The organism is Acidobacteriota bacterium, from assembly GCA_028875575.1.
In the GTDB taxonomy this organism is placed as follows: Bacteria; Acidobacteriota; Terriglobia; order Versatilivoradales; family Versatilivoraceae; genus Versatilivorator.
On record JAPPDF010000072.1, the window covers coordinates 11,494 to 27,312 of the forward strand.

Sequence of the window (15,819 nt, forward strand, 5' to 3'; positions counted from 1 at the left end):
GGGCTGCGGCCCCTGACGTCGTCGCCGCAAAGGAGATCCATCGGTACTTGGGTCTATTCGTGGTTCCTCGTCGACAATCATCGGCAGTTTCTTCCTCCAATGATCTGTCCGGCAGGCCAGGGGCGGCCCTTACTTGAGACCCGTGAGTGGCCGGCAGGAGAGCCGGGCATGCCGGAGAGCCTGATATTGGGCTGCCACGATCCCGGAGAAATAGCGGATTCGAGTGCTTGCTCCTTCGATTAGCGAGGGAGCAGCCCCCTTCGCCGGATGGGAGACGATGGCTCCCCGAATGCGTATCCCGGCGCCCGAACCCACCGAATATCCCCTGAACCTCAACCGGCCGTTGACCAGGATGACTCCCTCGTAGCGGAAGGAACCCGACACCGTCAAGTCTCCGTTGACGATCAGGAAGCCCTGTCCTTCGGAATTCCCCGAGACCACCAGATCGCCGTCCGCGAATGTGGGCACCCGGCGGTCCGTTCCGGGCCGTCCGAGCCGCAGGTTGGTTCCCGAGTAGATGCCCGAGGAAAGGCTGACAGCCGGGTCCACCCTTTGAATGGGGATCGACAGCGGAGGTTCGAACATGGCTGTCAGGGCGGCGATATTGTGGCTTGAGGACGAGGACGAGACGATGGCGGGCGCTCCCCGGACCGCTCCGGTGTCCCCGGAGACTCCGCTCCGAGTGTCGATTCCGGCCAGGTCGCTCCTGCCGTTCCCGTCGTTTCCGATGATCGTGACGGCATCCGGCAGCCGCACTGCGGTCTTGCTGTAAACGGCGGCCGAAAGGGGAGGCAAGGGAGGCCGAGCCAGCTCGGCGCGAACCATCTGTCTGGAACCGGAGCGGTCGGTAGCCATTCCCGTCAACAGGTAGACCGGCGAACCGTAGTGACCGGGCCGAGACCCCACGAATTGGAAAGCCTTTAACGCCGGGGCGCGGTTGTCATAGCCGTAGCCGACGACCTCCCCGTTGTTGGTTGAATCGCCGTCGAGTTCATAGCCTGCGCGCTCTTCGGTCTTTCGCGAGACTCGGACCCAGGCGAATTCCACCCCGGACAGGTCGGAATCTATGAATCGGGCCGACGTGATTCCGTGAGTGCCGTAGGCGGGGTCAAAGAAGGGGTTGGTGTCCCTGGTCCCCGCGGTGGGGTCGATGGTGGTGTCGCGGCGAAGATAGACGGCCTCGTGATCGGCCACCGGCAGCATTGCCGGCAGCTTGGAGCGGGCTTCCTCGACCGCCGACTCGGCGAGATAGCGGTTGACGAGGCGCGAGCCAAGATTGTGGTTGATCAGGGTTTCGGTGGTGGTGACGAAGGTTGCGGTCAGCCCCACGAGAGTCAGGATGGAAAGGGCCATCAGGACGGCCACCAGCGCCATGCCGCCCTCCCGGGCGGCACACTTGGCTGCGAGGAACGCCATTGGGTCAATCAAAGGGGTCATGGGTTGTACGGCCTTACGCGAACCGATTGACTCAGGGTCCGATGGTGGCCGGAGCGTAAGTCGGGCGCCCGACTGCGAAGGGTGAGGTCAATACGCACACTTGCTGCCTCGGCCGCCCTCGAAGTGGCGACCCCGGAGGCGTCGAAATAGAGGAAGCGGCAACTTTCTATGCTCCGGGAGAGCGTTTGGGCAGGAGCGCCGGGCAGGCTCCCGGCATCGCCGATGGGTCCGGCCCTGCGAGTCAGCGTCAACGGGGGAATTTCGCCCGACACCGTGTACTCGACGTAGTCCACTCGATTGTCGGTGTTGATGTCTCCGGTGAACACCAGCTTGCCGGCATGGCTCTCGGCCAGGATTCCCCTGGATACGAGGTTCAACCTGCCGGAAGACCGCAGAAAGTGTCCATCGTAGGTATTGGGAGGCGGAAGCCCGGCCCGACGCAACTCCTTGACCATGAGGGTCAGGATGTCCCGGAGTTGTCGGCGCATCTCCGATTCCTGTCGTCCGAGAATGGCAACCCTGTCTCCCTCCAAGAGCGTCGAGAGGGCCGCTGCCAGGATGGCGCTGACCAGTCCCAGGACAAGGACCAACTCGAGCAGGGAAAATCCCCGAGCCTTGGCGGGTTTCCGGGTCATGGGTTGCCGACTACATTCCCAACGCGGGAGCGGTGTAAAGCCTTACGATTCGCATGTTGACCGGGCGGAAGGGGGAGTGGCCGCCGGTCTGACGGGTGGCGCCCGTAACAACTTTTCGACCGTCGATGGTGCGAACGTGCCAGCGGGTTTCCAATTCGATTCGGGTCGAGCTGAACGATTGAAGCGTCACCATGGTGGTCCTGGCATGGGAGGGAGAAGGGGGCGCCGAGAAGTCGATCTCGTAGTCCGGGGTCAGCGACTCGGTTGAATCGGCCAGTTCGGCCCGATCCAACGGCAAGGACTTCAGCTCTTCCATCGTGGACTGGGTCATCCTGAGTGCCGCTGCCTCGAGTTTGGAGTTAAAATGGCTGGACAGGGCCAGTAGCAGCAGGGAGGCTGTCGACAGCAGGCCAATGGTCAGGACCGCCGAGGCAATCAGCAGTTCCAGCAGGGTGAAGCCGCCAGCGCAGACCCAACCGCTAACCCTCCGGCGGCGGAGCGGTACCGATAGCGCCAGGCCCGTTTTGAGGCGAGAAAAACCCTGGATCCTGTTCATGGAGGTCTTGGAAGTTGCTGGTTGCCGGACCCATGATAAGCCAACCACAGGGGTTGTCAACACCTCCGGAAGCATTTGCTCGGCTACAGGCCAAACAATGATTCATCCTACTGATAAGAAGGGATTTAGTATTTTGGAAACTGTGGTGGTGGCAGGCTTGATTTTCATCCTTTTGGGATTTGCGATTCCCGGTTTCAGTCGCTATTGGGAAGTCTACCGGTTGAATTCGGCGGTTCAGACGATGCTTTCCAATCTGGACCGGGGACGTTACCGGGCCATTGCCAGGAACCGGGAAGTGGTGGTGCGGTTCCAGCGGGAGCAGCGGTCCTACCGCCTGTTCGAGGACCTGGACGGCAATGGCCTGTGGGGGGCGTCGGAACCACTGGTCGGGGCCTATTCGCTACCGGGCCGGATAGACTTCAGCAGCACCGGGTTGAGTGGCCCGCCCGCTGCTGCTACTCCCCGTCCGCTGGCGGATCCCATCACCTTCGGCGGGGACCGGTTTACCTTCAACCCGGAGGGTTATTGCAACAAGTTGGGAACCATCTACCTGCAGAACGCCTCCGGCGACGCCGCTGCCATATCCTGCTCAATGCCGGGAGTCGGACGCCTGCGACGCTACGGGTGGCATCGAGCCCAGCAAGTCTGGCAATGAGGATTGGCCGAATTTCTGCAACAGCCGGTCCGGATCTTTGCCGACCTCTCCTACTCCACTCTCAAGAGCTGGTCCCGCGAGCGCCGTGTCGTGGCCAAAGCCGAGGTCCTCTACCGCGGCCCCAACCCCCGCTTCGTCGTCACCTCCCTGTCGGCAATTGTGTTCAGTCCGCGAAGGGAAGCGGGCGGAATTTGCCTCGTCGGAAACCGTCTGCTGACATGGGTGGGCAGTCGCCTGCCGTGAGCCGGGATATAGGCTCCGTCCCCACTCCGCTGCCCCGGCGCCCCTCCGTCGTTGACCACCCCGTAGGCCAGAAAGGAGTTGTTGCCGGACACCTTTCTGATCCGGACATAGCCCTGCCGCGTTCCCGGGGCATTGTCGGCCAGAATGGCGTTTATTTGATGCCAACCCAGGGCCGGGACCGTCCGGGCAATCGTCCTGACCAACCCGCCTGAGTCTCCATCGTAGATGTCGAGGCTGAAGATGCTGTCCGAGTCGTCGACTTCCCCGATATTGACCAGCGCCAGGTTACTGCGGTTTTCCTGGTTCTGCTGTAGGGCATCGATCCAGGCGCTGACGGTAAAGGCCGCCCGGTCGGGCACCGCGTTGTAGAAGAGGCCGTACTGGCCGCCGCGACCGTCTGAAGAGCTCGTGCGGGCCCCGATGACGATTCCACTCATGTCGCCGCCATCTGCTATGGCGAACAGAGCACCGGCCAGTCCGCCCCTGGACGCACCCAGGCCCTCGACACCCTCCCTCCTCATAACAGTGTGGATGAGGTCGGGAATGATTCGCTGCCGGCCGGCTCCAATCGTCAGGCTGAAGTGGGTTGTGCGATCAGGAGTTCGGATCCCGTCGGCCACGAAGCTGAATCGGATGTTCTTGGGCTCGTCCGAGAAGTTGGTCACCGTCAACTCGCTGGAGAACTCTCGTGTTTCCACGATCACCGGCAGGGTGTGGCGCAGGCTGCCCGCCAACGAGCCTGGCGTGACCGGAAAGACGAACGAGCCGTCCGAGTTGGCCTGGTCGTTGATGACCCCGTAGGCGTAGAAGGGTGCTTTCCCGTCGACCCGCTCCACCTTGACGTAGCCGTTGGACACGGTCCCCAGCAGTCCCGAATACTGGTGGAATCCTCCCGGCTGCAGCGTCACGTCGTTCAGGTCCGGGGGATTGGAATCGGCTGCATCCCCGGAAAACACCGTGGTCCTCAAGGTGATCGGTCCCTCCTCCGAGCTTCCCATGTGCTGAAAAGCCACGTTGGAGCGGTCCCGGGTGTTCTGGCGCAAGCCGCACAGATAGACCGGCTCTTCGAATCCGTCACCGCTGCCGATCCCGGGATAGGACAGGCCCGCCCGACCCTCGGGTACAAGCGTGGTGGTTCGGACCAGGGCACCCAAATGCTCTGTGGCCAGGGCCTGGATGGCCAGGGTCCCGATCCGATTGCCCGAAGCGCGGATGGGGATGCCCAACCCTCGCAGGTAGCCCAGGGCATCGGACTCGATCCGCTGCTCCCCGGGAGCCAGCAGGTCCGAGGCCGCGCCGCTTCCCCTTCCGATATGGGCCGTGTAGGTATAGTAGACGCTTGCCTCCCGAGCCCCCCGGTTGGTCAGGACTAGTTCCGAGGTAAAGAAGGAGCCCCGGCGCCCCTTGGTGCTCAGAATCACCGGCACGAATGAACGCATGCTGTTCCGGGGTGCCAGGACTTCCGTCGGGCCTGAATCGGCCACCCGGGCGTTGTTGGTCTCGCTGTTCTCGGCCACCCGATCCAGGTCGTCCACGATGGCTCCCAGGTAGTAGCGGCCGGGACTCACCCGGGGTGGGATGGGAAACGAACGGCTGCAGCTCTCGGACTCTCCGGCCAGTAGGCCCGCCTCGTAGGAGCAGGCGGCGAACCAGGTGTCGTCGGTGGTGATGGAGGTGTCGGCAGACAGAAAGAGCCCCAGCCGGAACGGGCCCGCGTTGGCTGGACCCTGATTGCGAATGACGGCTGAAATTGAAGCCGTGCTGGCGATCGTCGCCGTCGAGGGTCCCGTCAGCAACGTCGTGATCAGGTCGGGGAGATTGGAAGCTGACGGTTCGAAGACGGCAACCACCCGCTTGATCGAGTCCATCTCGACCAGGCAACGGTTCCCGGAGGCGGACTCGCATTCCTGCCAGCTCTTGAAGCGGAAACCGGGATTTGGACTGGCTGTCAGGGTTAGCAGAGTGCCCGAGGAATAGGAGTGCTCGGGGATCACGGCGTCAAGGGCGGCATCGACCTGGATGCGTGGCGTGACCAGGCCGTTTCGAGGGTCGGTGATGGGAATGCCGGTCCGCAACAGCATGGAAAGCAGTTGCGGCACCGTGGCGTTGGGGGCCTTGGACTTCAATACGCCCCAGGCGCCGGCGACGTGGGGGGCCGAAAGAGAAGTGCCCTTTAAAGAGATGAATTCGTTATCGAGCGTGGAAGTCGTGATCAATGCACCCGGAGCCAGCAGGTCCAGCACGGGGGAGCTGTTCGAGAATTCCGAGACTGCATCCGCAGTGGTTTCGCCGCTGCCGTCACCGGTCGATCCTACGCTGATGGCGCTGGAGATGCAGGCGGGGGAGTTGATAGCCGAGTCGTAATGGTTGTTCCCAGAGGCGGCGACGGGTGCAATTCCGACTGCCCGCAGATTGTCCATGGCAGCTTTGGTGGCCGGAAAATCGGAGTCGCAGTCCCCTGAGAACTGGCCTCCGCCAAAGCTCATGTTGACGGCTGCGATGTTGAAGTCGGCGCTGAGCTCGAGCACCCGCTCCAGTCCGGCGAGCGAGTGGCTGTTGTATGAAATGATGCCTTCCCCACTCTGGGAAAATACCTGGATAGCGATGATCCGGGCATCCCGGGCCACGCCCGAGAACTCCGTCCCCCGGCCGGCGGCGACTCCGGCCACACGCGTCCCGTGATAGCAGCCGCTCAAGGACGAGGGACAGGGCGCTCCCGACCCCGGCAGAATCGATTCGTCCACGCCCTCGGGACAAAGCGAAATTCTTCCCCCGCCAGATCCCGAATAGCAGGCCTCCGACACCACCTTGCCCGCCAGAAAGGGGTGATCCTTGTCTACACCCGTGTCCAGGATGGCGATCGTCTGGCCCGAGCCGGCGTATCCCTGATCCCAGGCATGGGGAGCCCCGATCAGGGGGGTGCTTTCCGCCAGCAACGGCTTGAAGGCCAGGTCCTCCTCGATGCTGACCACCTCCGGGTCTGCGGCCAGAGACTCCAGCGCGGCTTCATCCACTTCCATCGCCACGTAGGGAATGAACTTGAACCGTCGAATAGAAGAGACTTCAAGATTGTCCATTCGATTCAACAACGACTGTTGGGCTCGAGCAATCAGGGGAGAGCGGGACTTTGCTTCTCCCAAGTTGCCGGCAGCCGAGACGGGAGATCCGCCTTCGGTCCTCACCCCTGCGATCACTCTCACATGGTCTTCTGACCGGACTTTGGCTCTCAGGGCGGAAAAGGCCTTGGCCCTCTGCGCCTTGACGATGGGTTCCCCGGCGATGTCGAGACCGTTGTCGAGACTATCCTCGATGAGGGACAAGCTGCTGACACTGACCGTGGCCTCGGCGCAATTGGGCTCCCGGCTTGGAGTCAGGGTCCCGGCTCCCCGGGGTGTAACCCTCATGGTCAGAGGAAAGCAATCGCCGGCCACGATGATGGTCCTGGTGTATTCGTTGTCGCCTTCGTCGCTCTCTGCAATCTGGTTGCCGGCATCGGCGACGATGCGGAGTGCGTGCGTGCCGACGCCCAGTCTTCCGATGGGATAGTCCTCGCGAAAACGAAAAACTTGAGGGGCCAGGGGTGCGGGAGCATCGAAGCTTTTCCACAGTTGGCCGTCCACAAAGAGATCGATACGGAAGGGTCGGGTCACCGCAGAACTGCCGCTGTTGATCACCGCGAAATCCACGAAAATATTGTCGGAAGGCACCAGCCTTCTGCTGTTGAGGTTGTCGCCCTGCCGGTTGGAGACCACGATGACATCCGACCAGTCCCTGGGCTTGAAGGGCTTGAGATTGGGCGAGCCGTTTTGGGAACGATAAGATCCGGAGCAGACCAGAGTCAGCACGACCGCGACACCCCAGGCTCCTATTCGTAAGTGGGCGTTACCGCGCATGCGTCAGTCTCTCTTCGGAAATGATTCGAACCATCATGGGCCTGATCCGGTGTCCTCCGACTCGGAGTTTCCGGGAAGGCTCCCGGTGAAGAACTGCAACTTGGTGCCCGTGGTCCTTATTCCAAGAACGGAAACAGCCAGTTGAAAGGGGCTGGTGCCAGGAACATCCAGGCACATCTCGATGATGGTCGGCCGGTCGAACTCCCCGAACGAGAATGCTTGATGTCTCCCGGAGACCTCCAGGCTGTCCGGAGCACCGACCAGGTTCCTCTTCAGATCGAAGGCACGAAAGTGCAGCTGGGTTCCGGACGGCGCAGCTTGGCCCGGTTGGGCGGGCACCACGGCAAGAACCACATCGTCTCCGTTGCCGTACTGGCCCGTCCACCTGCGACAGTCCCCGTCTGCCAAAAGATCTCCGGAGAACTGGCCGCCCAGGGTATGGAGTTCGTCGACCTCCCCATCGACCTGGTTTTCAAGCAGGGCCCGTCCCTGAACCTGGAGGGAGCCGGCAGAACAGGGGGACCGAGCGAAAACGGAGACGGCCCCCACTGTCGCTTCCTGCGCATCGGGTGCCGTCAGGGTCAGAATCTCGGCGCCTCCTCTCGGAATGGTGACGTGGTGCAGGTTCCGGTCCGGGAACAGTCCGTCGAAGGATACTGCCGGAGCCGGGGTGGTTCCCTGGTGAAAAAGCACGACCACTTCACAGTCAGTTGCCTGGGGATCTCTGTGGGTGACGACAAGCTCGGTTCGGGCCATGCTTTCATCCAGGGGGCCCATGAAGACATGCGGGAGGGTGGCCACCGTCGAGCAGCGCGCGCCATCCCACAGGGAGAGGCAGAAGGGATCCTCGTCGTCGGTCTCGAAGTCGGAAACGGTGAGGGTGTGGATGGACCCCTGACCGGAACCAAGAAGCAGGCTTTCGGTCTCCAGGTAGGGAGCGTCGGGACCGGCTCCGTCGGACCGGTGTAGACCGATTTCCTCGAGCTTTCCCAAGGTCAGCAGGAGGGTCCGTTTCCCCTGAACAACCGAATCCTTTGGCAGGCTAAGGGTGATTTTTCGTTCGGTTTCCCCGGCCGGAAACACCAGCCCGCTGTCCGGCGAGGGCGAGGGACCCGTCAACTCGCCCGTGGACCCACTGACGCCCACCCTATAGGGCACCCGTACCGCCACCGGCAAGGCCCGGCTCAACTCGACCGGAACTCTTATGGGGGCGCCTTCAGCCACCCGCTGAAAGGCCGTAGGGAAAGAAATCCCCGCTTTCAGGTGTGAGTCGACCCGCAATTCACCTCGACGGAGAAGCAGGTCGATAAGCATTTCGTGGCCGAGTGTATCGAGCACATCGTCGAATATCCCCAGGGGCAATTCGCTCAGAGGGTTGAAACTCAGCTCCAGATCCGCCAATCCGCTCAGTCCGTTAAAGACTCCCTCGGGCAAGGAGCTCAGGGAGTTGGACGATAGGTTCAGCCAGCGCAGGGCTTTCAGCCCGTGAAACACTCCCTCGGGCAAGGTGCCGAGGGAGTTGGAATGCAACCACAGTAAGTGCAGCGAACCCAGTCCGCGAAATATCCCCTTGGGCAAGACGCTGAGGGAGTTTCGAAATAGCATCAGCTCTTCCAGGTTAGCCAGCCCGCTAAAGATTCCCTCGGGCAAGACATTCAGGCTGTTACGCTGTAACCGCAACATATCCAGATTGTTAAGCCCGCTAAAGATCCCCTCGGGCAACGAAGTCAGGGAGTTACTGTACAGAATCAGTTCTCTCAGTGAGCTCAATCCCTGGAAGACATTTTCGGGTAGTGAAGACAGGGCGTTGCCCTGCAGCCACAGTATTTCCAGCTTGCCCAATCCGCTAAAGATCCCCTCGGGTAATACAGTGAAATCATTGTCATTTAGCAAGAGGCTTCGCAGGGAATTCAATTCATCGAAAACTCCATGGGGCAAGCTGCTCAGGGAGTTCCTCTGTAGCCAGAGCTTATCCAGGTTGTTCAGTCCGCGAAAGATCTCCTCCGGTAAAGAGTGCAGTTGGATGTCAGCCAAATGCAGACTTTGCAGAGAATTCAGGCCCTGAAAGACATTTTTGGACAAAGTTTGCAGGGGGTTATCCCATAGCCACAGGTCTCTCAGGGAACTCAGGTCTCTAAAGATCCCCTCGGGCAAGCTGCGAAGGGAGTTGCTATTCAACGACAGAAACACCAGCGAATTCAGTCCGCTGAAATCGTTCGCTCGAAGATGGGTGATGCCGGCCCCCCAAAACCTCAGCCTTTCGACGCCGGTAAGGTGCGCCGTGGTGACGTCAGCGCAGTCGGATACCTCCGGGATCGCTGCGACCAGCGCGTCCCGCACCAGCCGCGTGCGCTCGCAGACGTCTGCCGGAAGGGCGTTGACAATGGTGACGGTGTGGACGGCGCCCTCATCAGGGCGGATCAGCAGGGAATCTGCCATCAGGTAGGGAGCGTCGGGGCCCGTGCCGTCGGAACGACTCAGTCGGATTCGGGAGAGTTCCCCCAGCCTCACCTCGATCGTCTTGCCCAGGCTGTTCGCGTCTTGCGATAGGCTAAAGACGATGTCCTCGGGGAGCCGGCCCGGCGCGAACAGCAATTCTCCGGCAGGGAGGGGCTGCAGACCGGCATCATCATCCGCGGAGGCGGTCCACTCCAAACTGTACGGTACACGAACGGCCACTGGCAGGCCACGGCCCGAATTCTCTCTAACTCTAACTCGCACAGTGTAACCGGCAACGGTGCTTTGCCCTTTCGACTGGAAGGCAAGGCTGGCCATGAGGAAGGGATCGACCCGCAGGTCTTCCAACGTATCCAGCACCTCGTCGTAGACTCCCAGGGGCAACCCTCTCGGAAATCTATTCATGGAGTTGTCCTGCAACCACAGCGCTTGCAGGGAACTCAGTCCGTTGAGGACGCCTGCGGGTAACGTGTTCAGTTTGTTTTGATGGATGAACAGCTCTGCCAGTGAGTTCAGCCCGTGGAAGATCTCCTCGGGCAATGTCCTGAGGAGGTTGTGACTCAGGTTCAGCGTCCTGAGGCGGCTCAACCCTTCAAAGTCCCCTTGGTGAAGCCAGACGATATCGGAATGCGAGAGATCCAAAGTTGTCACTCGGGCCAGGTGCCCCAGAGTTACGCCCTCGCATCTTGACACTCCTGCCAACTGCACCAACCTGTCCCGAACCTGCGGCGTGCGGTCGCAAATCCCCCGCGCGGCTACGGTGTCCACCATCATGAAAAAGAGCCACGCAACCCAGCAAAGGACCAGCGACGCTCTGTGAGGTCGTGTCGGTTTCCCAGGCATGTCGTTTAGCCCGAATTGCTCGCCAGAGTTAGGACACAGCCTCGAACACGCCCCCACTGGGGCCCCGGCCGCCACCCTGGGTTCGATCGAACCCGGGACAATGCCCCAGCCACTCCAGGGCGGGTCGCGGCTTGTGTGCTTGCTCGGCCGTTGATATCGGAAGACCGAGACATGGAGCCGTGTCCGTGTTGCCGGGAATGCTTTGTCAACAGTCGGAACTCCCGAGCCCTGTCCGGCTCCGACGGCACCCGATCGGAGTCCTCGCGCGGTGGCCTGCTACTCCTCAGCCGAGGAGGAAACGGGTATTCGATGGATCGCAGGACAGGATAGACAAAGCAAGTGAATTCAGCGTGATCGTGAACACGATTGTGGTGATAATTTGGTGATGGTCTGCAAGAAACCGTTTTTTGTAACGCTCGGACAGCGCGGTGCGCTTTGAATTCAGCTCTTTCAGGGATCCGATGCCCTCAGTCTTGCAGGCCAACCCAGTCAAGAACTCCCTTGGTAAGAAATAGGGGTTCACAGTGATGAGGTAACGCTGAAGGGTCTGCTTGCGGTATTAGAGGGGGCAGGAGAATTGCGTGTAGGTGATGCCGGTCTTTGGGGGGGCATGCGGCCTCTGGGAGCCATTTTCAGGTTGGCAGGGCAGATGAAGTCTTGTCCTTGGACTCGGAAACCGGAGTCGGGTTGGTAACGGGCATTGGGTGCGATGACGAGTTGAGCTCCGAGCTGCTGGTGATTATTGTGAAAGGCTGTAGTGCCGGGAGGCCAATCAGGGAAGGTCTGGAACCGGTTTAGGGATCCAGAGTATCAGACTTGCAGAGACTTATGACGATTCAGGCCGAGGGTTTCCCGAAAGGGAAAAACTCCTACGCCAGCAGCTTGGTGATGACCTTGCCGCCGACGTCGGTCAATCGGGCATCCCGCCCGCGGAACTTGAAGGTCAGCCGGGTGTGGTCGATCCCCAGCAGGTGCAGGATGGTGGCCTGAACGTCGTGCACGTGAACGACGTCCTCGACCGGTGAGAAGCCAATCTCGTCGGTCTTGCCGATCGTCTGGCCGGGTTTGATCCCGCCGCCCGCAAACCACATGGTGAATGCATCGATGTGATGGTTGCGGCCGATGGTGTCGCGGACTTCTCCCATCGGAGTTCGGCCGAACTCTCCGCCCCAGACGACCAACGTTTCGTTCATCAAGCCTCTCTGCTTGAGGTCGCGGATCAACGCGGCGATGGGCCGGTCGACCTCCAGGCACACCTTGTCGAGGCTGTTGCCCAGGTTGGCTCCGGCTCCTCCGTGATGATCCCAGTCCGTGTGGTAGAGCTGGACGAAACGCACGCCCCGCTCGACGAGGCGGCGGGCCAGGATGCAGTTGTTGGCAAACGACTTGGCACCGGGCTCGGCCCCATACATTTTGAGCGTGGCTTCGGGCTCGGTGGAGAAGTCAATCAGTTCGGGACCGCTGGCCTGCATGCGGTGAGCCATCTCGTAAGCCGAGATCCTGGTGGAAATCTCCGGGTCGCCCACCTGCTTGAGTCGCATGTTGTTCAGGTCGAGAATGGCATCGATGGTCGCCTGTTGTTGAGCCGGGCGGAATCCCCGGGGCGACGACATGTTCAGGATCGGGTCGCCCCCGCTGCGGAAGGGCACTCCCTGATGCGCCGTGGGCAGGAAGCCGCTGGACCAGTTCAGCGCGCCCCCGCGTGGCCCTCGCCGACCGGACTGCAACACCACGAATCCCGGCAGGTCCTTGGACTCGCTACCGATGCCGTAGCTGATCCAGGAACCCATGCTGGGATGACCGAAGATCGGAGTGCCGGTGTTCATCATCACCTTGGCCGGCGCGTGGTTGAAGTTGTCGGTGTGGACCGATTGGATGAAGGTGAGGTCGTCGACGACGCCGGCCGTGTGCGGGAGGCATTCCGACACCCATGCACCCGACTGGCCGTAGCGCTTGAAGGTGCGGTTGACGCCCAGCAGATTGGGCGGATCCTTGGCGAAACTGTCCATGAAGGCGAAGCGCTTGCCTTGCATCCAGGAGGGGGGAATGGGTTGGCCGTTCAACTTCTGCAGTTCGGGTTTGGGTTCCCACAGCTCGAACTGGCTCGGTCCGCCGGCCATGAACAGGTAGATGACGTTCGTGGCTTTGGGTGCGACGTGCAGTTTGTCGAGGGCGGGTCCCTTCATTGCCGATCCGAACAGTGAATCGCCCGCGAAAAGGGCAGTCAACGCCGTCTTGCCGAGACCCACGCCGCATCGCTCGAAGAAATGACGGCGGGTGATGGCGTGGAGAGCTCGATTTTCCAGGTCTTCGGGTTCCATCATGGCCTCGTAATGAACTCGTCCAGGTTGAGCAGGACGCGGGAAGCAGCCACCCAGGAGGCCAGCGAGGGAGCATGGTCGCTCCCGGCGGTTTCGCCGGTGACCTGGTGGGCATCAGTAGGGCGAATGCCGAAGTCGTCGCGCATGTGGGTCAGGAAGGATTGCAGCCGTCCCTCTTCTTCCGCATTCGGGAGTCGAGCCAATGAGCGCTCGAAAGCGTAGCGGATGCGTTGGGACCGGGTTGAGCCACCCCGTGCGACCGTAATCCGGGCAAAGGCTCGGGAAAACTCCGTCTGGGTCTGATCGTTGAGAAGAGTCAGTGCCTGCAGTGGTGTGTTGGAGCGGTTGCGGCGCGTCTCGGTGGACTGAGCGTTGGGGGCGTCGAAGGTGGTCAGGCCCGGAAAGGCAGCCGAGCGACGAAAGAAGGTGTACATGCCGCGGCGGTAGCGGTTGGGTCCCTCTTCGGTCTTCCACTTGCGGTTGACCTGGGTGAACTGACCCGACCCTTCGGGTTGAGGGGGGAACACACTCGGGCCTCCAAGGGTGGAAACCAGCAGGCCGGACGTGGCCAGGGCGGCATCCCGGATTATCTCGGCCTCCAGGCGCAGGCGGTTCTGCCGGGCCAGAAGCCGGTTTCCCGGGTCGACTTCCGACAACTCGGGCCGCGCTTCCGATGACTGCCGGTAGGTCGCCGAGGTGACGATCAGTCGGTGCATCGCCTTCACGTTCCAATCCCGGCGTACAAACTCCGAGGCCAGCCAGTCCAGCAGCCGCGGATGGCTGGGCGGCGTTCCCTGCGACCCGAAGTCGGCCTCGGTTTCGACCAACCCCAAACCGAAATAGCGTTGCCACATGCGGTTGACCGTCACCCTGGCCGTCAGCGGATTGTCCGGTGACACCAGCCAGCGTGCCAGATCGAGGCGGTTGAGTTTCCGGCCGCCGGTCAGTCCGGGAAGAACGTCGGGAGTGCCCGGGTCAACCGTCTCTCCTCTCTGGGTAAAGTCACCGGAGAGGTGGATGTAGGCGGTACGCGGCTCGGGCAACTCCCGCATGATCAGGGCTGCATCGAGCGTGGGTTCAGCCTCTTGAAGGGTTCGCAGCCCCTCCCGGCGGGCCTGCCAGGCAGGGTCTTGCGCAAAAAAGAAGAGGTCCAGCACGCGTCTTTGGTAGATGTTTCGCCGCTCCGGCAGAATCTCGAGGGATTCCCGGATTTGCGGCGCAATCGAGGCCCGCTCCTCCGGGGGAAGTCCTTCTTCCCAGTTGTCCAGGGTTTCTTCCAGCTTGACCTGGTAATCCTTCAACTCCTTCTCCAGGATCGATCTCTGCTGTCGTAGCGCTTCCCGTCGTGCGAACTCTTCGGGCTTCCCGAACTCGAGCATCGGGTCCAGCTTGCGCTGGTTTTTTTGCTCGACGGAGACTTCACCCCCCAGCTCGTCGATGTTGTTGAAGAAGGCATAGAGCCGGTAGAAGTCCTTCTGCGAGATCGGGTCGAACTTGTGGTCGTGGCAGCGGGCGCACCCCACCGTCAGTCCCAGGAATGCCTCGCCGGTGGTGCTGACCCGATCCACCACGGCTTCCACGCGGTATTGCTCGAAGTCGATGCCGCCCTCTTCGTTGATCATGGTGTTGCGGTGAAAACCCGTGGCGACCAGTTGATCCCGGGTTGGATCGGGAAGAAGGTCACCGGCGAGCTGCTCCGTCACGAAGCGGTCGAAGGGCATGTCCTGGTTGAGCGCGTCGATCACCCAATCGCGGTATTTCCACATGGGACGGTTGCCGTCGCTGGAGTAACCGTTGGAGTCGGCATAGCGAGCGATGTCGAGCCAGTGGCGTCCCCAACGCTCTCCGAAATGGGGGGAATCCAGCAAACGATTCACCAAGCGCTCGTAGGCGCCGGGCCCGGTATCGGCCAGGAACTCTGCAATTTCCCGGGGAGTCGGCGGCAGGCCGATCAGATCGAGGCTGACCCGGCGAATGAGCGTCCGCCGGTCGGCTGCGGGCGAAGGCGTGAGTCGACTGGCTTCCAGCCGGGCCAGAACGAAGCGGTCGATGGGGCTGCGGACCCATTCTTCGTCCTTCACCGGGGGAGGCTCGTTCTGTCTTGGCGGTTGAAAGGCCCAATGGGAAGGCCCGGCGCGCTGGGTGTCCTCTCCGGCCTCCACGCCCCAGGGAGCTCCGGTCTGGATCCAACGGGTCAACACAGCCACCTCGCGGCTCTGCAACGGTCCGGCCGGCGGCATCTTCAGCTCGCCCGTTCGGCGGAGGGCCTGAACCAGAAGGCTGCGGCCCGGTTCCCCGGGGACGACGGCAGCCCCACGCTCGCCACCCAGCAGGGCCGACTCGCGCGACTCCAGAGAAAGCCCGCTCATTCTGGTCTGGCTGTTATGACAGCCCAGACAATGCCTGGCCAGCAGCGGTCGCACACTCTCCTCAAAGAACCGCTTTTCCTCCAGGCTCGCCTGAGCGACGACGAACCGGGGCGCCGTCAGACACAGCACCATCAGAGCAAGCCGAAACAGCATCGATCGGGGTGTCTTGTGCACAGTCATTGCCTCAATGTTGCGTGGGGCGCTGCTGTCGGTTATCGGGCCCCCGCCTGCAGGACGGATCATACGAGAGTGAAACAAGGGATTCATATTGGCTATCGCGAGCAGGCGCCACGTCCCATTAAACCGGTTTTCTATCTATTGAACATCGATGCACAGGATGCACAGGATTAGCAGGACGAGAGCTTCCTGCACCAGAAGCCGGCTCGGGCGATAATCCGGTGCGGATTCGC

Annotated in this window: 8 protein-coding genes and 1 pseudogene; 2 read left to right on the forward strand and 7 right to left on the reverse strand. The window is 61.7% G+C overall.

Annotated elements, in window-relative coordinates; genetic code table 11:
* Window positions 1–129: 129 nt before the first annotated feature.
* The 3 genes from OXI69_10695 to OXI69_10705 are packed head-to-tail and all read right to left on the reverse strand — an operon-like array spanning window position 130 to window position 2,628.
* A complete protein-coding gene (locus tag OXI69_10695; GenBank protein MDE2666612.1) occupies window positions 130–1,374 on the reverse strand; it encodes a hypothetical protein in 1,245 nt (414 codons plus the stop codon).
* 59 nt (window positions 1,375–1,433) lie between these two features.
* A complete protein-coding gene (locus OXI69_10700) occupies window positions 1,434–2,072 on the reverse strand; it encodes a prepilin-type N-terminal cleavage/methylation domain-containing protein (protein ID MDE2666613.1) in 639 nt (212 codons plus the stop codon).
* 10 nt (window positions 2,073–2,082) lie between these two features.
* Window positions 2,083–2,628 (reverse strand): prepilin-type N-terminal cleavage/methylation domain-containing protein, encoded by a 546-nt coding sequence (locus OXI69_10705; protein ID MDE2666614.1) that lies wholly within the window; start codon window positions 2,626–2,628, stop codon window positions 2,083–2,085.
* A 148-nt stretch (window positions 2,629–2,776) separates the two neighbouring features.
* On the opposite strand from OXI69_10705, the gene OXI69_10710 reads away from it, so the two are divergent.
* The gene (locus OXI69_10710; GenBank protein ID MDE2666615.1) at window positions 2,777–3,283 is read left to right on the forward strand and encodes a GspH/FimT family protein; all 507 of its coding nucleotides are present in this window, start codon (window positions 2,777–2,779) and stop codon (window positions 3,281–3,283) included.
* A gap of 30 nt (window positions 3,284–3,313) precedes the next feature.
* A pseudogene (locus tag OXI69_10715) lies at window positions 3,314–3,439 on the forward strand (transposase).
* Here OXI69_10715 and OXI69_10720 read toward each other — a convergent pair.
* From OXI69_10720 to OXI69_10735, 4 genes are all read right to left on the reverse strand, one after another.
* A complete protein-coding gene (locus tag OXI69_10720) occupies window positions 3,394–7,419 on the reverse strand; it encodes a S8 family serine peptidase (GenBank protein MDE2666616.1) in 4,026 nt (1,341 codons plus the stop codon). The pseudogene OXI69_10715 and the gene OXI69_10720 overlap by 46 nt on opposite strands.
* A 33-nt stretch (window positions 7,420–7,452) precedes the next feature.
* Window positions 7,453–10,650 (reverse strand): leucine-rich repeat protein, encoded by a 3,198-nt coding sequence (locus tag OXI69_10725; protein ID MDE2666617.1) that lies wholly within the window; start codon window positions 10,648–10,650, stop codon window positions 7,453–7,455.
* A gap of 938 nt (window positions 10,651–11,588) precedes the next feature.
* Window positions 11,589–13,040 (reverse strand): DUF1501 domain-containing protein, encoded by a 1,452-nt coding sequence (locus OXI69_10730; GenBank protein ID MDE2666618.1) that lies wholly within the window; start codon window positions 13,038–13,040, stop codon window positions 11,589–11,591.
* On the reverse strand, window positions 13,040–15,562 hold the full coding sequence (locus OXI69_10735; GenBank protein ID MDE2666619.1) for a PSD1 and planctomycete cytochrome C domain-containing protein: 2,523 nt from the start codon (window positions 15,560–15,562) through the stop codon (window positions 13,040–13,042). The genes OXI69_10730 and OXI69_10735 overlap by 1 nt, the downstream gene beginning before the upstream one ends.
* Between the last annotated feature and the right edge of the window lie 257 nt (window positions 15,563–15,819).

Coding starts and splice junctions, on each gene's coding strand:
- OXI69_10695 (MDE2666612.1), bottom strand. CDS start 1,374: ATGGCGCTGGTGGCCGTCCTGATGGCCCTTTCCATCCTGACTCTCGTG.
- OXI69_10700 (MDE2666613.1), bottom strand. CDS start 2,072: ATGACCCGGAAACCCGCCAAGGCTCGGGGATTTTCCCTGCTCGAGTTG.
- OXI69_10705 (MDE2666614.1), bottom strand. CDS start 2,628: ATGAACAGGATCCAGGGTTTTTCTCGCCTCAAAACGGGCCTGGCGCTA.
- OXI69_10720 (MDE2666616.1), bottom strand. CDS start 7,419: ATGCGCGGTAACGCCCACTTACGAATAGGAGCCTGGGGTGTCGCGGTC.
- OXI69_10725 (MDE2666617.1), bottom strand. CDS start 10,650: ATGATGGTGGACACCGTAGCCGCGCGGGGGATTTGCGACCGCACGCCG.
- OXI69_10730 (MDE2666618.1), bottom strand. CDS start 13,040: ATGGAACCCGAAGACCTGGAAAATCGAGCTCTCCACGCCATCACCCGC.
- OXI69_10735 (MDE2666619.1), bottom strand. CDS start 15,562: ATGCTGTTTCGGCTTGCTCTGATGGTGCTGTGTCTGACGGCGCCCCGG.